This is a genomic window from Lysinibacillus sp. NPDC086135 (genome assembly GCF_044746345.1).
Classification (GTDB): Bacteria; Bacillota; Bacilli; order Bacillales_A; family Planococcaceae; genus Lysinibacillus.
This window is the reverse complement of record NZ_JBIVCA010000031.1, coordinates 1-17,967: the sequence shown is the minus strand read 5'-3', so window position 1 is coordinate 17,967 and position 17,967 is coordinate 1. Positions and strand designations below refer to the sequence as shown.

Here is a 17,967-nt window from a genome sequence, read left to right as displayed (position 1 = left end):
TAATTCTAAAGATTCAGGCGTTTTTTTGTACTTATTCCAAAGCTGTCATTCAACAATCGTTTTGCTATGTAATAAGTACAATTTAACGGCTGCAGCTATGCGCTCATAAAAAACATAATCATTTTCTAAAGGTGCTACTAGCTGACGTATTTTTGACATACGATAACGGATTGTGTTTGGATGGCAGAAATGAGCAACGGCTACTTCTTTAATATTTCCTTGTTTTACGACATAGGTGATCGCTGTTTTCGTTAAGTCCGGATCGACTTTATCCTCGAATAGGGGACCAAGATAGCTATTTACATAGTCCATAGCAAATTTAGCGTCCTTGCGATGCAATTCAATTAATAACGAATCGGAAGCGAGGTTCTCATAATGACATATAGGAGCCGTTTTAATTTCAGCCATGATGCGTGCATAAAAGGCTTCATGAACAGCAATAGGGAATTCTGTTTGTGTTATGTGACAACGACTATAGCCGAAGGTCATTGAATCCGTCGAGAGCGCAAACAACGTTAACCATTCATTGAGAGCTTTTTTAAATTGAAATTGCTGTGATGGATGGGTCATAACAATGAAGAGGCTCTTTTTATAGGTACAAATCATACCAGATTTCAATAGAGGCTCTAATTGGAAAAGGGATTGCATCCATTGACTATTTGCATGATCTTGCGTTTGAATATTAGCAACAAATATATATTTTTCAAAGGGCTTATTGATTTGCTGTAAAATAGACTTTATTTGTTCATCAGTTACTTCTTCCTCCATAATACGTCGCATAATCGTATCTAAAAAGAATGAATAGTCCTGCGTTTTTGCATAGGCCATCGTTTCTAAAATAATCTTTTCAAAAAATTCATCTCCGCCAAATCGCAATATCGGGAAACTTTGCTCATCTGCATAGACTATTACTTCCTTAGGCAAATCCTCATAGATAACAGGTTTATAAGCTAGAGCACTTGCCCCCAGCTCAATAAGGTTTTTCACGGCATTCCATAAATATTCTGGCTTTTGCTTTGCGAATAATAAACTGCTTAAAACAACACTATTCGGTGTAAAGATCGTTTCTCTCACAGTTTGTATATCAGGTGAAAATTCAAAGTCTAGAATTTCCACATTTTGAACGGGTTTATGTAAACCATTGCGACCAGCAATAACTGTAAAATCTTTTGTAATAGGTAATCGTAAAAACTTCTCTACGTTCATTAGGATATCAAACAACCTTTCTTGTGATTGAGCTTCTATTACTTATAATAACTGATAAGCGCAGTGAAATAGCTGATAAGACAATGCGAATCGCTGATAAACCAACCAATTAAAAAGAATCTGCTGAAGTTCTACAGACAAAGTCCGTAAAGCAAGCAGATTCGCCCACATTATTTAAATTAGATATTAGCGAAAATATTAGGTTTTCTATTTTTCATTGGATTCGTTTGTTCAATAGCGTATCCAACGTTAAGAATACGACCTTCTTTAAAGGCTGGACCAATGATTTGGAGGCCTACTGGTAAATTACCTTTAAAGCCACAAGGAACGGAAAGGGCAGGTAACCCTGTTAAGTTACTTGGGCCTGTAAAACGAATGATATTATCAATTAAATCAACTTTTTCACCGTTCAAATATGCAAAGTCATCACCAATAGTACTTGCCACTACAGGTAATGTAGGTGTAATAAGTACATCAACCTGATTAAAAATCTGTGTAAATTCTTGCTTTATTTGTCTTCGCACCTGTTGAGCCTGTAGGTAATCAACCGCAGATGGTAATTCACCTAGTTCAAATAACAGACGAATATCATCTCCGAAATCCTGTGGTCTTTTCTGTAAATCGGAATGATGGATTGCAGCTGCCTCCGAAAGGGAAGTAACGAGCTCTGCCCACTCTGCATATTGCAAGGAAGGAATTCGAACGATCTCAACCTTTGCTCCTTGATCCACTAAGCTTTGAATACTTGCCCGAACAGCCTTCTCCACATCGGAATCTACTCTGTTAAAGAAATATTCTTCGTTGATGCCGATGACTAAATCCTTCACATTACCCGAGATTTGCTGTACATAATTCTCTGTTGGAACGTCTGTACAAGTAGGGTCTCTATGGTCAAATCCAGAAATAATCCCAAGTAAGCCAGCTGAGTCTTTTACTGTCTTTGTCATTGGACCAATATGGTCTAAGCTCCAAGCAAGAGGGTAGCAGCCATATTTACTTACGCGCCCATGAGTAGGCTTTAAGCCGACAATTCCACAGGCTGATGAAGGGATTCGAATAGAGCCTGCAGTATCTGTACCTAATGATGCAACGCTTGCCCCTGCTGCAACTGCTGCGCCGGAGCCGCCACTAGAACCGCCAGGGATTTTATCCAAATCCCATGGATTGCGAACGGGTCCGTAATGAGGATTATTATTCGTGATGCCCCATGCGTACTCATGCATGCTTAATTTACCCGTGAAAATAACACCGGCATTACGAAGCTTTTCAACAACCGTCGCATCATAATTTGAAATGAAGTCCTTATGAATCTTTGATGACATCGTAGTTATCTTATCTTTAAAGTATAAATTATCTTTTAATGCCATAGGAATCCCGTGATACATTCCTCGATACTGTCCATTCAAAATTTCTTTTTCTACCACTTGTGCTTGTGCTAGGGCTTCTTCATGATAAAAAGCCATATATGAATTAATTTTAGGCTGACTTTCTTCAGCAAAATCTAAAATTGCTTTCGTCAACTCGACAGGGGAGATTTTTTTAGTTTCAAGTAAAGGTGCTAACTCTTCAACAGATTTTAAGTGTAAATCAGTTGTCAATGTGGTCACCTCCAGGGATGCTACGGATAGCGATATCAGCATCATCAATAGTGATGCCTTCTAAATTACCACGAAGGGATTGCATACCTTCCCAACGCGCTTTTAGAAGTTCAAGGTGTTCAGACTTTGGTGTAATTCCTTTGTTCTCCAATAATTGTTGAATCGACAAACTCATTAACAGGATCCTCCCTTGAAAATAGTTTTTATCTAAATAGGTTTCCTATAAAGAACAAATCTTTTTATTATAAAGAATTATTGCCATAACGTGAGGGCGATTTCCGCTCCGATTGGGATCTTCCCTGGGGGAGTCCGATGAGGCTTGAGCTCCTTGGGTTTCATATGTGATGCTATGATCCCCAAGGAGTTGCTCAGCCTTCACCCCAATCAACTAATACATGGTATACGTTTTGCTTATGGGGTTGAATTAGTGTAGTACTATAAAAATAACAAATTCCTATAAAAGTTAATAAAATACTATTAATTATAAGCATACACTATTTACAATTTATATCAATGAGTTGATTGAATATATTGTATATTGCGAAAAATATACTACTCTATCAAGTAATTAAGATTACTTTTAATAGAGCAATGTCAACGGTTGAAAAGGATTTCTAGTGCTAGAGCCACCTCTTTTTACATATTATTCACAGTACATTTACAATCCAAGCGTACAATAGACCCTAATAACCAATTTAAGAGGTGCGAGAATGGAGTCTGTTGTGAGACAAAGCATAAAAACAAGTAATTTATTTTCTTATTTAAAGTATTTATACGGGCAGCATCAAAACAATACTCTCTATATAAAACGTTTAAAAGCTTTGAAACAAATTATTCAGGACAAGAATTTACATACTTATTTTCAGCCTATCGTCGATTTACAGACGAGGCAAACGGTTGGCTTTGAGGTACTAAATCGTCCAGAGCCTTCCGTATTGTTTCATAGTGTCGATCAGTTTTATGAATTTATTGGGCAAACAGACTGTGTATTTTTATTTGAATGTTTTTGTCGTAATCTTTCACTGCAGCGTTTTAAAGAACGACTGCACGGAGAATGGGTGAATCGAGATTTTCTAGTATTCGTCAATATACATCCTAATGTTTTACTAGATAAAAGCTACCATAGTGGTGAAACCTTGGAGCTATTAAAGGAGCTTGGCATAAAACCACAGCAGGTAGTGTTTGAGCTCACTGAACGTAGTGCAGTGGTAGATTTTGCACAGTTTGAACGTGTATTATCACATTATCGATCACAGGGCTACCGAATTGCAGTGGATGATGTGGGTTCAGGCTATAATAGCTTGAAAACGCTTATTTACTTAAAGCCTGAGTTTATTAAGCTAGACCGTTCTTTAATACAATTTATTGATAAAAACAGCGAACAGCAGCAGCTCGTTACATTGCTGATGAGATACGCAGAGCAGGCTGAGACGAAAATTATTGCAGAGGGTATTGAACGCCAGGAAGAACTTGAGTATTTACATACTATTGGAATCCACTACGCACAAGGTTATGCGGTAGGGAAACCCGCAAAGGAAATACATTTGGGGAAAATAAGGATGGGTGACCATGAAGATAGGGGAAGTCATAGAAAATGTTCCTTGTATTGATGAATTTGTGAAAAATCAAGAGGTGGATTTACTTTTTATAAATAATCCGTCATTACGTAGTGTTGTCGTTGTCCGAGATGACAAACCAATTGGCCATATTACACGTACACATTTCTATCAAAAAATTGGTACAAGGTATGGCTATAATTTATTTATCGGACGACATAATCAGCTTATTATTAAAGAAAATCCTTTCATTGTAGATCGCAATATACCTATAACAGAGGTCAGTACATTAGCAATGTCTAGACCTTCAGAGGACCTATATGATGATGTGGTTGTAACAAGGAATGACTTATATTATGGCGTGGTAAGTATTCGGGAGCTACTGTTGAAGCTCGTAGACACACAAGTAGCTATTGCTAGTTTTTTAAATCCATTAAGTAGTCTTCCTGGCAATAAATTAATTGATGAAAAGCTAGAGGAAGCATTGCAGCTACCGCAATATAGTTTAATGTATTTTGATTTAGACCATTTTAAATCATACAATGACACGTACGGTTTTAATAAAGGGGACAAGATATTACTGTATTTAACCGATATTTTGAAAAGAAATATCGTGGGTACAGAAGATTTTTTAGGACATATTGGTGGAGATGATTTCGTTGCGATTCTTCCGCATTATGAGGTTGCCCCAAGCTGTCAAAAAATTATTGATGAGTTTGATGCATTTATTTTAAGCTTTTATGATGTGGGGGATTTAACATACTTACAAGTACAAAATAGAGCTGGTGAATTAGAGCCTTTATCTTGTACCACGCTATCCATTGCGGTTATGACTAATCAATATCAGCAATTTGAATCTGTTGACCAATTGTCGGATGCGGTGACACGTGTAAAAAAGCAATGTAAAAAAATTACGGGAAGTTGTTATCTCATTCATGACAATGAAAAAGAAACCTACCTCGTTCATTAGACGAAAGAGGTCAGACTGTAGGCAGCTTGCCCACAGTCTTTTTTTATAACGATCGCTTTCCGCGAAGAAGATGCACATATTCAATAAGCATTTTTTATTAAATTTCGTTTTTAGGGCATAATCAAAAGAAATAAAATTCTTTCACATTAGAAAATTATTAATCTAAATAAAACATACTTGAATTATAGGGATTATAGGTATATAATTCGATTACATTATAATTAAACTTCTTAGGAGGCTTTTCATTGTCTACATTACAAATTATTCTTAACGTTGCCGTCTTACTCGTATTCGTTGGAATTTTATATTTTATGAATAAAAAGCACGTTAAGTTTTCAAATCGTGTTTTTACGGCTTTAGGCTTAGGTATTGTACTTGGTCTTGGACTCCATTTAATATATGGTATTGATTCTGATGTGTTAGCTAAAACATCAAATTGGTACAATATTATTGGTACTGGTTATGTTAAATTACTACAAATGGTTGCGATGCCATTAATTTTTATTTCTATTTTAATCGCCTTCACGAAAATGAAGGTTGGTAAAAACTTCGGAAGAATGGCAGCTCTGATTTTAGTTATTTTAATCGGTACAACTGCTGTATCAGCTGCTGTTGGTATTTTTTCAGCAACAGTGTTTCATTTAGATGCTTCACATATTATGCAAGGTGCCGTAGAGGCAGAGCGTGGGGCGTATTTAGAGGAAAAAACTTCTGGATTAACTGCGCCGGATTTACCAACTCAAATTATTGAGTTATTCCCAGCGAACCCATTTTTAGATTTAACAGGTGCTCGATCTACATCAACAATTGCTGTTGTAATTTTTTCAGCATTTTTAGGTTTTGCTTATTTACGTGTAGCACGTAAGGATGGAGACACTGCAGCTACTATTAAAAAGGGCTTGGATGCCATTTATGCATTAGTAATGGGCGTTGTAACAATTGTCTTACGTTTAACACCATATGGTATTTTAGCAATTATGGCACGTACAGTTGCGACATCTGATTTCGGGGCAATCTATAACCTAGGTAAGTTTGTTGTTGCATCTTATGTAGCGTTAATTATCGTGTTTATCGTACACTTATTAATTCTTACTTTAAGTGGGTTAAATCCATTTACGTACTTAAAGAAAACTGCGGAAACATTATTATTTGCCTTCACTTCACGTTCAAGTGCAGGTGCTTTACCAATGAACATTAAAACACAAACAGGTCGTCTTGGTGTACCTGAGGGTATTGCGAACTTCTCGGGTTCATTTGGTCTATCTATTGGTCAAAATGGCTGTGCTGGTGTTTATCCTGCAATGCTAGCGATTATGATTGCACCGACAGTTGGGATTAATCCACTTGATCCAGTATTTATCATTACTGTTATTGCAGTTGTAGCTGTCAGCTCATTTGGTGTAGCTGGTGTTGGTGGTGGTGCGACATTCGCAGCAATTCTAGTATTATCAGCACTTAATTTACCGATTGCACTTGCGGGTGTATTAATCTCAGTTGAGCCATTAATCGACATGGGCCGTACCGCACTTAATGTAAGTGGTTCAATGACTGCAGGTGTGACAACAGCACGTATTACAAAAGAATTGGACACTGAAATGTACAATAATAAAGAATTAGGTGCTCAAGTTTCAGATTTATAAAAAGACAGAGCTACTCTCATAGAGGGTAGCTCTTTTTTACGGGCATAAAAGTGGGTTGTTATGTAAGAAACAACCCACTTTAATAATATGAAATTTTTATATTATTTTTACATAAAAATCTTTACCGTTTATAATCTCTGTCAGTTCAATGTTATGATTTGTTTTATAGTAATTATAAATACTACGCGCTAACCCAGAGTGTCCATTTAAATATGTTCCTTTTTTAATCTCCCTGCGTGGATTATGGAAATCAAAATACAAGCGAGAATCGTGGCACATTGCATCCAAAATTGCTTTAAACTCTTGTTCTTCAATATGAATCCCGCGTGTATATTTGCATTCTCTGCGGTACGTATCATGAGAAACATTCACCGGCGACGATTCAAGAACCATTTCGATTTTTTTACTCAAATGTTAGCAGCTCCTTTTTAGAAATTAGCACTAAAGGGTAGAAAAAAGATGTGAATTTTAAAAAAAGAAGTAACCTATTGCTAGTACTTATCACCTAAAATTAGGGATGATATTTTTTTATATAAGTTGATTGGAGTGAGACTGGACGCCCCCTGGAAAGCGCCCAGTCGGAACGGAGATCAACCACACACTATTATGATGATCCATAAGTCTATGACTAATATAGTTCAAGTATATAATTATCGGAAAATTATAGCAATATTTTCCCTACCAATCTTGTTGCTGCATTTCTTCTGCTACTACTTGTAAATCATAACCGGTAATCATCAAAAGTATATAGTCGTGTGTTTCCATATATTTTTCTGCTAGACGTTTCATATATTTCGGGGAGCCTTCATTTTCTTCGTCATAAATAAGTAGCAGACCATCTGTATTTTGGATAATGAATTTGTCTTTTTCGATAAATTGCCACGGAGCCTCGTATGGTTTTTTCGTTACACTCGTTACGAAGTCTGCTTGAGCTACTAATGCTTGATATTTCTCTTTTTTATGTTCCTGCCAATTTTTTTCTTGCTCTAAAAAAGGAGTGATAACAGAATATTTTAAATGAGGAAATTCCTTTCTTAACATAAGTATAACCTCAGCAGCCCATGTTTCTACACCTTGCTGGCCACTAATAATCACCCATTCTAAACCTTCATCGATCAATATACGCAGACGGTTTTCGAGTGCTTTTTTTATAATGGCAATGCCGGGGTGCTTGTCATTAAAAATGCCCAATTCATGTGGTCTATAGCCAGTAATAATTATTCGCTGTAGCAAAAAAAACGCCCCCTAAGCTGTATAGTATGTGTAGTCATAGTATACAGTAGGGGGCGAACGAAAACGAATTCCAAGATATTGTTGTATAGTTGTTCCCAAGTAAAGTTGATTGTTATATTAAAAAGCAAATAGTGTTAAAACGGCAGCTACAGCAGTACAGATTCCTAAGAACCACCATGTATCTGTAAAGTCCTCTTTGGAGCCACTATTCATGTAAAGTACTTCCTTTCTGTTTTATTTTAATCTGTCCGTTCCAAGACCAATTCGTCCATACACGCAGTACGGATTCAAATGGTCCACGTTTAAATTTCTTGAAATAGGCAAGGCTGAAAACACATTGCAAGCTATACACGACGATTCCAAATAATATACCGCCAAACACGCCTAACTTGCCGTATAAGCCTAGACCATATCCATAAAATACTGTTGTACAAATAATAGTTTGCATTAGATAATTAGTTAATGATAGTTTACCGACACTCTCAAAGGCAGGAGCGAGACGTTGTACTGGGCGAGTTTTATATATTAAAGCTGCGAGGCAGACATAGCCAACTGCTAATAATTCAGATCCACCTATTAACAGCATACCGGAAAAACTGCTTTCTATAATAAAACTCAGACTCTTTAAAGCTAGCCCTATTGGAACAAGCAGAGCGCCGAGCTTATACCATTTCTTTTCATCTTCCATATTCACAAAAGCTCGCTTTTTAGCAAGCCCCATGCCGAAAAGGGTCAATGCAGAGGTATACATTGGTGCAAGGAACACTAATAAGATAAAGACTAATCCTGCATCATCCATACCCGGAGGTACATCATTTGCACGGAAATTAAAAATGTCTAAGTAGCTCCCGTTAGCGTATACATTGTCAGCTTTTTCTACATAGGTTGCTAACTCTTGCTGTTCTTTTTTCGTTTCTTCTGTGGAACCAAATGATAAGCTAGTAATAAGTACTAAGAAGATACCAGCCCAAATGAATAAAGTTTTCGGTTTACGATTAATAAATGGAATTAAAAACAATATCATCATCCCGTAGGAAAATAAAATATCGCCGTCCCATAAAAATGTTTTATGTAGTAAACCTAAAGCAATTAGCCCTGTTGCGCGGCGTAAAATGGACCATCGACTCTTATCTTTTTTTCTACGAATAGACTCTATCAGCTTAATAAGAGAGAAGCCAAATAAAATGGTGAAGATCGGCATAAAGGATCCCTCTATAAAGATTTTTACAAAATACCAGGCTCCATTATCGAGGGCGGATAGATCTTTTGGTTCATCTTTACCATACATGCCAAACTGGAAAATCAACAAATTCGCCATTAAGATGCCGAATAAGCTAAAACCACGCATTGTATCAATAAAGGTAACACGGTTAGTTGTCATTGTGTTTTATCTCCTTAATTGGTTATCTTATACATAGTGTAGTTGAGAAAGCTTATAGTAAAATGATGGCTACCTTAAAGTATTCTTAAAAGAAGGTGATAGCATGCAAGACGCGTCAATTTTAGTATTAGAGGACGAACGTGCAATTGCAGAAATGATTGAAATTATCTTAAGAAAAGAAGGATTTTTAAACATTACACTTTGCGACACTGTTCAAGAAGCAACAAGGAAAATTGAAAAGAAGGTTTTTGATTTCTATCTATTAGATATTATGCTCCCGGATGGTAGCGGACTTGATATGGCGAATATGATTCGAGAGCAAAGTGAAGCGCCAATATTCTTTTTAACGGCAAAAGGTAGTGATGCAGATAAGCTTCGAGGTTTTATGAACGGGGCAGACGATTATATTACGAAGCCATTTAATCCACTTGAGCTTGTTGCGAGGGTGAAGGTTCAGCTTACCAGATATATGAAGGAAAAAGATGCTCCGAGTAGTCATTTATTTTCATGTAGTCGATTTACATTCGATATCGATGCAGCAGAGGTGACTGTAAATGGTACAAAAGAAATTATTAGCGGTAGATTATTCTATTTATTGAAATATTTATGTGAAAATGTAGGGCAAGTATTATCGAAGGAGCAAATTTATGAGCGTGTATGGGGTGACTGTTTGTTTGATGATAATACTGTGATGGTTCATATTCGAAAACTGCGAGAAAAAATAGAAAAGAATCCGGGTAAACCAACTTGCATTATTACTGTAAGGGGGATTGGTTATAAACTTGTTGGAGATGTTCATTCATGAAGCCAGCTAGAAGATTAACGCTTCGTTTTGTATCTTATTTCATCATTTTTTATTTACTAATTATTACTGGCTTTATTATAAGTTTGGTGTCTTTTGCATACTTTATTAATCATCATGTCGGTGACGATATTCATATAATGAGTGTTTCTGAAATTAAAGATGATGCTGTCGTAGAAAAAGGAAATTCCATTAAGATTGCTGATTACTTAGCGAAGCGAGCTGAGGAGAACTTGGGGCAATTATATTTGTTCAATCAATCGATGGACATTGTTGATTACACGGGAGACACATGTGAACTATGTAGTATGACAGATAACGAAATAATGACTCTTAAACGGCCAGGGATGCACACGTGGGAGATTCCTAAATACCATTTGTTATTCCTTCCGGCTTTACCTGTCCAACCGCTTTTTGAGGAAGTAGTTCGAGATTGGAAGGATAAAGGGGAGATTTCTTCAGAACTGCTCCAACGTTTGCAGGATAAGAAGGCATCTGTTGAAATCTATAATGAGCAGTGGGATCGTGTAGAAGTCATTGGTGAACGCCATAAGAAGCTCCATAAGCCTCAATTGTTGGAAGAGAACTACGATATTTTTGAGTATAAAGAGCTTTCAAGAAATGCTTCTTTAGAGGATGGCTCGACACTAGTTGTACGTATGCCGAATCCAGCGTACAAACCATTTGACGAGCCTTTTAATAAAGCGATGGTTTTATTTGTTTCCGTCTTCTTTGGTGGGCATATTATATTGTTAATAGGGATCATCTTTTTATCGATTAGCATTTCTCGTCAATTTGTACGCCCACTCGTTTATGTATTATCTCGTATCGAGCGACTGACGCAGTTTGACTACAGTAAAGTAAGAGATAAAAATATCCATCATCGGAAGACAGGGAAGTTAAAGAGGAAATTTAAATTATTTCAGCCAGTCGATGAATCGATTAATAACTTATCAAAACGCCTCTCTTCCAACGAAAGGCAAATTAAGCATGCAGAGCGATTACGTGAGGAATGGATAACAGGCTTATCCCATGATTTAAAGACACCGTTAAGCTCTATTTATGGTTATTCAACAATGCTAGCTTCTGAGGATTATGAGTGGACGAAGGAAGAAATGCGTGTCTTTGCAACTACGATGCAGGAGAAGGCAACGTACATGGATGCCCTTATAAAAGACTTAACATATACGTACCAATTAAAAAATAGAGCGATCCAGCTTGAAAAAGTATTGATACCACTTAATGTGTGGTTACCTCAATTTGCAGATGAGCAAGTGTCTGTAAACGTATATGGGGATGTTATGTTGGAAGCGGACGAGCTTTTATTAAAGCGCATTTTAGATAATCTCATAACCAATGCTAAAAAATATACGCCTGACGGTACAAAGGTAAACGTTGAAGCGCAAAATATAGGACAGGAGATTATGCTGACAATCGCCGACCGAGGTCCGGGAATTCCTCAGGAGGAGCTCGATAACCTCTTTGAGCGATATTATCGAGGTACGAATACTACAGATGATACAACGGGTACAGGCCTGGGATTGGCTATTACTAAGCAATTAATTGATTTACACAATAGTACCATTAGTGTCCAATCGGGAGAGGAAGGTACAGTGTTTGTCATAAAGTTTAAATGTAAATAGGAGTTTTTTGGCCTCGAAGAATCAACACCGCGTTATGATAATGAGCTCGTTTTTGATTGATAAAGTAAAGAAAACACTGTTAATTTGGGCAGTACAAGTGATGAAACATTCACCTTGTACTGCCTTTTTGTGCTATTTGAGTATTGGTGTGTAATTTTTTTAGGGGATTACCCCTATATGAACAGCTCTCTCTTATACCTATTATTAAGGTGTAAAAGTTGTATACGAAAGACAGCATGATAAGGAGGATGTACACATGAAGACTTCTTTTAAAGTAGTCATCGTTGGAGGAGGAACTGCTGGCATTTCAGTAGCTGCACGTTTACTTCGTCAATCTCATTCGCTTCAAGGGGAGATTGCCATCATAGATCCTGCAGAAAAACATTATTATCAACCACTCTGGACATTGGTGGGAGGTGGTGCAGCAAATAAATGGGACTCTGAACGTGAAATGAGGTCCGTTATTCCTAAAGGAGCTGTTTGGTTAAAAGAAGCTGTTAGTAGTTTTGCTCCCAATCAAAACCAGGTGCTAACACAAGATGGTACAACATACACGTATGATTTTTTAGTAGTCGCCGGTGGGATAGAGATTAACTGGGGTGCTATTAAAGGGCTGAAGGAAGCACTTGGGACTAAAAGTGTATGCAGTAATTACTCTTTTAAGCATGTGGATTATACGTGGGAAACAATCCGTAATTTTAAAGAGGGAACAGCATTATTTACACATCCAAACACTCCAGTAAAATGTGGCGGTGCTCCACAGAAAATTATGCATTTAGCAGAGGACCATTTTAATAACGTCAATGTTCGTGACAATATTAACGTTATTTTTGGTTCGGCCAATCCAGCAATTTTTGATGTTTTAAAATACCGTGAAGCACTTGAAAAGGTAATTGAGCGGAAAAATATTGATGCTCGATTCCGTCGTAATTTGATTGAAATTAAGGCTGATGAAAAAATAGCTATCTTTGAAAATTTAGATACGGGCATATTAGAACAAATAAAATACGACATGATTCATGTAACACCTTATATGTGTTCACCTGCATTTATTCGAACAAGTGCATTAGCAGACGAATGTGGCTGGGTAGATGTCGACAAATTTACTTTGCAACATAACAAGTATAGCAATGTTTTTGGAATAGGTGACAATGCCAATCTCCCAACCTCCAAAACGGGTGCAGCTATACGCAAGCAAGCGCCTGTTGTTGCACAAAATCTTATTGCATTAATGCGACAACAGCCAATGACACAAATGTATAATGGTTACTCTTCTTGCCCGATTGTAACAGGCTACAACAAACTGATACTAGCTGAGTTTGATTACAATAAAGAGCCTGTCGAATCTATGCCTTTTAACCAGGCAGTGGAAAGATCCAGTATGTATTTCATGAAAAAGGATTTACTGCCTGTCATGTACTGGGATGGCATGTTGAAAGGCACAATGTAATTACAAATGAAGGGAGGCGACAAGCATGGCTAATGCAACGGTAAGTATGAGCGAAGAATTATATCGAATAATCGAAACGCTTGAGAAACCAGAAGTCCGACACTCTTTACAGCGATTGTTGGATAAATTACCGAATGTAGAGCAAACGATAGATTCAGCTGAAAATGTTGTGGATTTTGGAAAAGCGGTATTGACGGATGAAAAGACAATAGATCGATACGAACAATTTGTCACTACTTATAATGTAGGCTCAGAAACGATAACAGCTATTGTACAGCTTATAGAGAAATTGCCAAAGCTTGTTCAAATCATTCATCAGTTAGAAAACATCGTTGATTTTGGAAAAGCAGTACTTCAGGATAAACAAACGACAGAATATACAATGAATAATTTAAAGAGCTATATCGATCCGTATGTTGAAAAAGGAAAGACAGGTTTGGATTTCTTAAAAATGGTACAGCAAAGAGCAGAAGAAAAGCCTCAGCATATTAATGTTTTTTCAATTGTTAAATGGCTGAAAGATCCTGCTGTTCAAAAATCACTTAATTATGTCCAATCGGCATTAGATATTTTAAAAGAAAAAAACTAAGTATAAAGGGGAGTTTTACACATGTTATTACGATATTTTTACGATGAAAAATTAGCACACGCTTCTTATGTTGTGGGATGTCAGGCGAAAGGTGAAATGATCATTGTTGACCCGATGCGTAATATTGAACCCTATCTTGCATTAGCAGAAAAAGAAAAGATGCAAATTGTTGGCGCATTAGAAACGCATATCCATGCTGATTTTGTAGCGGGGTCTCGTGAGTTAGCAGACCGTGTTGGAACAAAGATGTATATTTCCGATGAAGGGGATGCTGATTGGAAATATCAAAACCTGGAAGGTATTCCTCATCAATTATTAAAAGATGGTGATGAATTTAGTATAGGTAATCTTATCTTTAAAGTTATGCACACACCTGGGCATACGCCTGAAAGTATCTCCTTCTTATTAACGGATCGTGGCGGCGTAGCAGATAAACCAATGGGGATTTTTACGGGGGACTTTGTCTTTGTAGGTGATATTGGACGCCCTGATTTACTAGAAAAAGCTGCTGGGATTCAGGGTACATCATTATCGGGCGCCAAAGCAATGTTTAAATCATTAGAACGCTTTAAGGCTTTACCAGATTACATGCAGCTTTGGCCGGCTCATGGAGCAGGTAGTGCTTGCGGTAAAGCATTAGGAGCTGTGCCGTCTTCAACAGTTGGGTATGAGAAACAATTCAACTGGGCTATGCAATTTGATGATGAGCAAAAATTTATTGACGCGTTACTAGATGGGCAACCGGAACCTCCTTATTATTTCGCTGTTATGAAGCGTGTCAATAAAGTAGGGATAGAGCTTATTAAAAATCTATCACCAGTGAAGGTCGTGTCAAGCTATGAAGAGGTTGCTCAACTTCTTGCGGATGGAAAGCAAGTTATTGATACACGTCCAGCGGAAGACTTTTCACAAGGATTTATCGCAGGTACACTAAACATTCCTTACAATAATTCATTGACAAATTGGGCTGGTTGGCTAGTAGATTATACAAAACCATTATATTTACTAATTAATCCTTCGCAACTGGATGATATTTTAATAGCTTTACGTTCTATTGGTATCGACAATGTTGTTGGTTATGGGGATGTGACGAAAGTTTTGGAAGAGGCTAATGCTCTAGAAAGTTATGAAAATATAACGCCTTTAGAAGCGAAACCATTAATTGAAAATGAAAAAGTTCATGTGCTGGATGTGCGCAATCAAACAGAATATGATGCGGGGCATATTGAAAACGCTCAGCATATTATGGTTGGTACATTGTCTAAACGTTTAGATGAATTGCAAACAGATAAAAAAATTGTTGTACAATGCCAAGGCGGCGCTCGTTCTGCAATTGCTGTAAGTGTACTGAAAGCAAATGGCATTCATAACATTGTAAATTTAACGGGCGGCTACATGGCCTGGCAACAAGAGGTAATGGTTAAAAAAGAAAGTTTTATTTAAAGAGGTTGTTCTAAAAGAAAAATAGCATACTAGTAATACTAGTCTGCCATTTTTCTTTGCTTAGTACTTTGGAAGATGAGAAGTAGCAATCGTTATGTTTAATAAAAATGGATTATGAGACTCGTCTGTAAAAGTTAAACGAATTTAGACAACCTTTTTCTCGTTAAAAGGGGTTAAAAAATGATTATTGTAAGTTTTAGTATATTCCTTCTTATTATTGGTAGAATTATTTATAAACGCCATGTCCCAGTGCGTCAAATACAGGAGTGCTTACCGCAAGAGTTAAATGTGGGAACGGTGATAGTGGATGTACGTGATTACAATGATTCTTACAAATCACTTACACCAAATGCATTAAATTTACCGATTTCCTATTTGGTCCGTCACATACATGAACTACCAAAAAAGCCCCTTCATATTATTGCATCAACACAGTTAGAAAAAAATATGAGTGTTCGTATCATTCGGAAAGCAGGGCATGAAGTTAAGAGTTATAGCTTGATTGAAGAAAAAGTATAGGGCAGAGTATGTTGGTTGGTAACAAGGAAACTTAAAGGAATGCATTGATTCTTGTTGTACTTTCAATTTTAAGTCTGGAGTGTGTTTAAATTGGAGAAAGAACAGCTATATTTACAGCAAATATTTCAATATATTCAAGATGGAATTATGATTATGAATCACAAACGTGAGATTTTAATGATGAATCCCTCGGCGGAGCGGTTAACAGGATGGAAATTAGGAGATCGAGTGCCCTTTTGTTCATTTTGTGAAAACCGTCAAAAGTCTCCAAGCGAACATACATGTTATTTAATAGAGCATAATGAGATTCCCTATTTTTTATCGAAAATGCCGACGTATCATGGTAGTAAGATAGATGTTGAAATGAGCACGGCATTGATGTATACAGACGGTAAAACAAACGAGCAAGAGTTTCTGCTAGTATTGCGAGATCAGACCCTTCAGTTAAAGGAAGAAGAGGCCCGGATTTCAAAGCTTATTATTAAAAAGCTGATTGAGGCAAAAGAGGAAGAACATAAAAGGCTTGCGCAGGAATTACATGATGGCGTTGGTCAATCATTATATACAGTATCTGTTGCACTACAAGCGATTGAATCTTATGTCAAAAACAATGAAAAGCTAAATATGTATATTGAAGAAGTACGCAATGAGCTAGAGCAAGTAATGAATGATATTAAACTGTACTCTTATCAACTTCGCCCTCATAGCATTGATCAGTTAGGGATTACACCTACATTAGGCACTCTTGTCGATTCAGTGCAAAAGGTACATCCTGATATTACTATATCGTTAGAAACAGATTTTGAAGAACGTTGTCATCCATCTGTGGAAATCAATATTTATCGCGTCGTACAGGAGGCTTTACACAATATTACTAAATATGCCAAAGCTTCTAAAGTCGTCATTCGGCTCGAAAAGAAAGCTACAAATTTAACGCTCAATATAGAAGATGATGGCGTAGGATTTAATCTACAGCAAGTGAAGAAAGAAGGGCTTGGCTTAAAGCATATGGAGGAGCGAATTACATTATTAGGCGGATTTTTTAATATTACTTCAGCTCACAATAAAGGTACACAAATTAGCATCCAAGTACCTAATTGGAAGGATGACTTTAGATGATGCGTGTTTTAGTAGTAGATGATCATGTGCTAATCCGTAAAGGAATTGTTCTTTTATTGGAAAATTATATGGATATAGAGGTTGTAGGTGAAGCGGGTGATGGAGCGGAGGCGATTACTCAGGCAATATCATTAAACCCGGATGTCATTTTGATGGACGTTTCCATTCCGAATGGGTTAGATGGATTTACGGCTACTCAAGAAATTCATAAGCAAATACCTAACGTCAAAATTATTATGTTAACAATGCACAATGAAGTTGCTTATATTCAAAAAGCGATTGCTGTTGAAGCCCATGGCTATATTTTAAAAAATAGTCAAGGTGGAATTCTCTATGAGGCTATCCATGCTGTATATAGTGGTCGCATATATTACAACGTTGGTATTCCACAGGAGCAGATGGATAAATTATTTGAACATAAAGGGCATGAAGATCAATGCATTTTAACTGTGCGTGAGCAGGAGATAATGAGGTTAACAGTTCTAGGGTATACGAATATCCAAATTGCTGGGCAGCTATATATTAGTAGTAAAACGGTTGAAAATCATAAATCAAATATTATGCAAAAGCTCGATTTAAGTAATAAAGCTGAGCTTATTCAGTATGGGCTTGCAAATAACTATATGTAACAACGTGTCGTTGCTAGAAGCTGTGTGCTATGTCCAATGAACAAATAATATGTCAAAAGCATTAAACTGGTTACAAAAGATCACTCGGACGTGAGGAGGGCACTGAAAAAGTCTATATCTTTTCACATTGCGAGGTATTCAACGATTAAATCGTTGAATACCTCGCTTTTTTCATTTGGCACTGTGACT

At 36.9% G+C, this 17,967-nt stretch carries 17 protein-coding genes; 11 read left to right on the top strand and 6 right to left on the bottom strand.

Translation table 11 applies throughout. The annotated features are described in order from the left end of the window. Positions 1–45: 45 nt before the first annotated feature. From ACIPKN_RS25345 to ACIPKN_RS25335, 3 genes are all read right to left on the bottom strand, one after another. Complete coding sequence (locus ACIPKN_RS25345; RefSeq protein WP_400941547.1) at positions 46–1,206, bottom strand: PucR family transcriptional regulator; 1,161 nt, start codon at positions 1,204–1,206, stop codon at positions 46–48. A gap of 179 nt (positions 1,207–1,385) precedes the next feature. After that, positions 1,386–2,804, bottom strand: coding sequence for an amidase (locus tag ACIPKN_RS25340; protein WP_400941544.1), 1,419 nt, complete (start codon positions 2,802–2,804; stop codon positions 1,386–1,388). Beyond that, a complete protein-coding gene (locus ACIPKN_RS25335; RefSeq protein WP_142510594.1) occupies positions 2,794–2,979 on the bottom strand; it encodes a hypothetical protein in 186 nt (61 codons plus the stop codon). Before ACIPKN_RS25335 ends, ACIPKN_RS25340 begins: the two co-directional genes overlap by 11 nt. A gap of 535 nt (positions 2,980–3,514) precedes the next feature. On the opposite strand from ACIPKN_RS25335, the gene ACIPKN_RS25330 reads away from it, so the two are divergent. From ACIPKN_RS25330 to ACIPKN_RS25320, 3 genes are all read left to right on the top strand, one after another. Continuing rightward, positions 3,515–4,414, top strand: coding sequence for an EAL domain-containing protein (locus ACIPKN_RS25330; protein ID WP_142510593.1), 900 nt, complete (start codon positions 3,515–3,517; stop codon positions 4,412–4,414). After that, the gene (locus ACIPKN_RS25325) at positions 4,374–5,330 is read left to right on the top strand and encodes a GGDEF domain-containing protein (RefSeq protein WP_400941539.1); all 957 of its coding nucleotides are present in this window, start codon (positions 4,374–4,376) and stop codon (positions 5,328–5,330) included. The genes ACIPKN_RS25330 and ACIPKN_RS25325 overlap by 41 nt, the downstream gene beginning before the upstream one ends. Positions 5,331–5,641: 311 nt before the next feature. Further along, the gene (locus ACIPKN_RS25320) at positions 5,642–6,970 is read left to right on the top strand and encodes an L-cystine transporter (RefSeq protein ID WP_305067666.1); all 1,329 of its coding nucleotides are present in this window, start codon (positions 5,642–5,644) and stop codon (positions 6,968–6,970) included. Positions 6,971–7,066: 96 nt separating this feature from the next. Here the strand turns inward: ACIPKN_RS25320 and ACIPKN_RS25315 are convergent, their stop codons facing one another. The 3 genes from ACIPKN_RS25315 to ACIPKN_RS25305 form a co-directional block, all read right to left on the bottom strand. Then, on the bottom strand, positions 7,067–7,381 hold the full coding sequence (locus ACIPKN_RS25315; protein WP_142510590.1) for a hypothetical protein: 315 nt from the start codon (positions 7,379–7,381) through the stop codon (positions 7,067–7,069). Between the two features lie 267 nt (positions 7,382–7,648). Continuing rightward, positions 7,649–8,203, bottom strand: coding sequence for an SLOG family protein (locus ACIPKN_RS25310; RefSeq protein ID WP_400941535.1), 555 nt, complete (start codon positions 8,201–8,203; stop codon positions 7,649–7,651). A 205-nt stretch (positions 8,204–8,408) separates the two neighbouring features. Beyond that, positions 8,409–9,584 carry a DUF418 domain-containing protein gene (locus tag ACIPKN_RS25305; RefSeq protein ID WP_400941532.1) on the bottom strand — a complete coding sequence of 392 codons (1,176 nt, stop codon included), beginning with the start codon at positions 9,582–9,584 and terminating at the stop codon, positions 8,409–8,411. A gap of 103 nt (positions 9,585–9,687) precedes the next feature. Here ACIPKN_RS25305 and ACIPKN_RS25300 point away from each other — a divergent pair, with 103 nt between their 5' ends. The 8 genes from ACIPKN_RS25300 to ACIPKN_RS25265 all read left to right on the top strand — a co-directional run bounded on the left by ACIPKN_RS25300 (position 9,688) and on the right by ACIPKN_RS25265 (position 17,778). Continuing rightward, positions 9,688–10,389, top strand: a complete 702-nt coding sequence (locus ACIPKN_RS25300; protein ID WP_400941529.1) for a response regulator transcription factor — start codon at positions 9,688–9,690, stop codon at positions 10,387–10,389. Continuing rightward, entirely contained in the window at positions 10,386–12,029 is a 1,644-nt protein-coding gene (locus ACIPKN_RS25295) for a sensor histidine kinase (RefSeq protein ID WP_400941526.1), read from the top strand. The genes ACIPKN_RS25300 and ACIPKN_RS25295 overlap by 4 nt, the downstream gene beginning before the upstream one ends. 256 nt (positions 12,030–12,285) lie before the next feature. Beyond that, positions 12,286–13,479 (top strand): NAD(P)/FAD-dependent oxidoreductase, encoded by a 1,194-nt coding sequence (locus ACIPKN_RS25290; RefSeq protein WP_400941523.1) that lies wholly within the window; start codon positions 12,286–12,288, stop codon positions 13,477–13,479. Between the two features lie 25 nt (positions 13,480–13,504). After that, a complete protein-coding gene (locus ACIPKN_RS25285; protein WP_400941521.1) occupies positions 13,505–14,068 on the top strand; it encodes a helical membrane plugin domain-containing protein in 564 nt (187 codons plus the stop codon). Positions 14,069–14,089: 21 nt separating this feature from the next. Next, positions 14,090–15,511: an MBL fold metallo-hydrolase gene (locus tag ACIPKN_RS25280; protein WP_400941519.1), complete on the top strand. Its 1,422-nt coding sequence runs from the start codon at positions 14,090–14,092 to the stop codon at positions 15,509–15,511. Positions 15,512–15,691: 180 nt separating this feature from the next. After that, positions 15,692–16,030, top strand: coding sequence for a rhodanese-like domain-containing protein (locus ACIPKN_RS25275; RefSeq protein WP_400941517.1), 339 nt, complete (start codon positions 15,692–15,694; stop codon positions 16,028–16,030). 81 nt (positions 16,031–16,111) lie between these two features. Beyond that, positions 16,112–17,149, top strand: coding sequence for a PAS domain-containing sensor histidine kinase (locus ACIPKN_RS25270; protein ID WP_400941515.1), 1,038 nt, complete (start codon positions 16,112–16,114; stop codon positions 17,147–17,149). Further along, entirely contained in the window at positions 17,146–17,778 is a 633-nt protein-coding gene (locus tag ACIPKN_RS25265) for a response regulator (protein ID WP_400941513.1), read from the top strand. Before ACIPKN_RS25270 ends, ACIPKN_RS25265 begins: the two co-directional genes overlap by 4 nt. Positions 17,779–17,967: the final 189 nt, after the last annotated feature.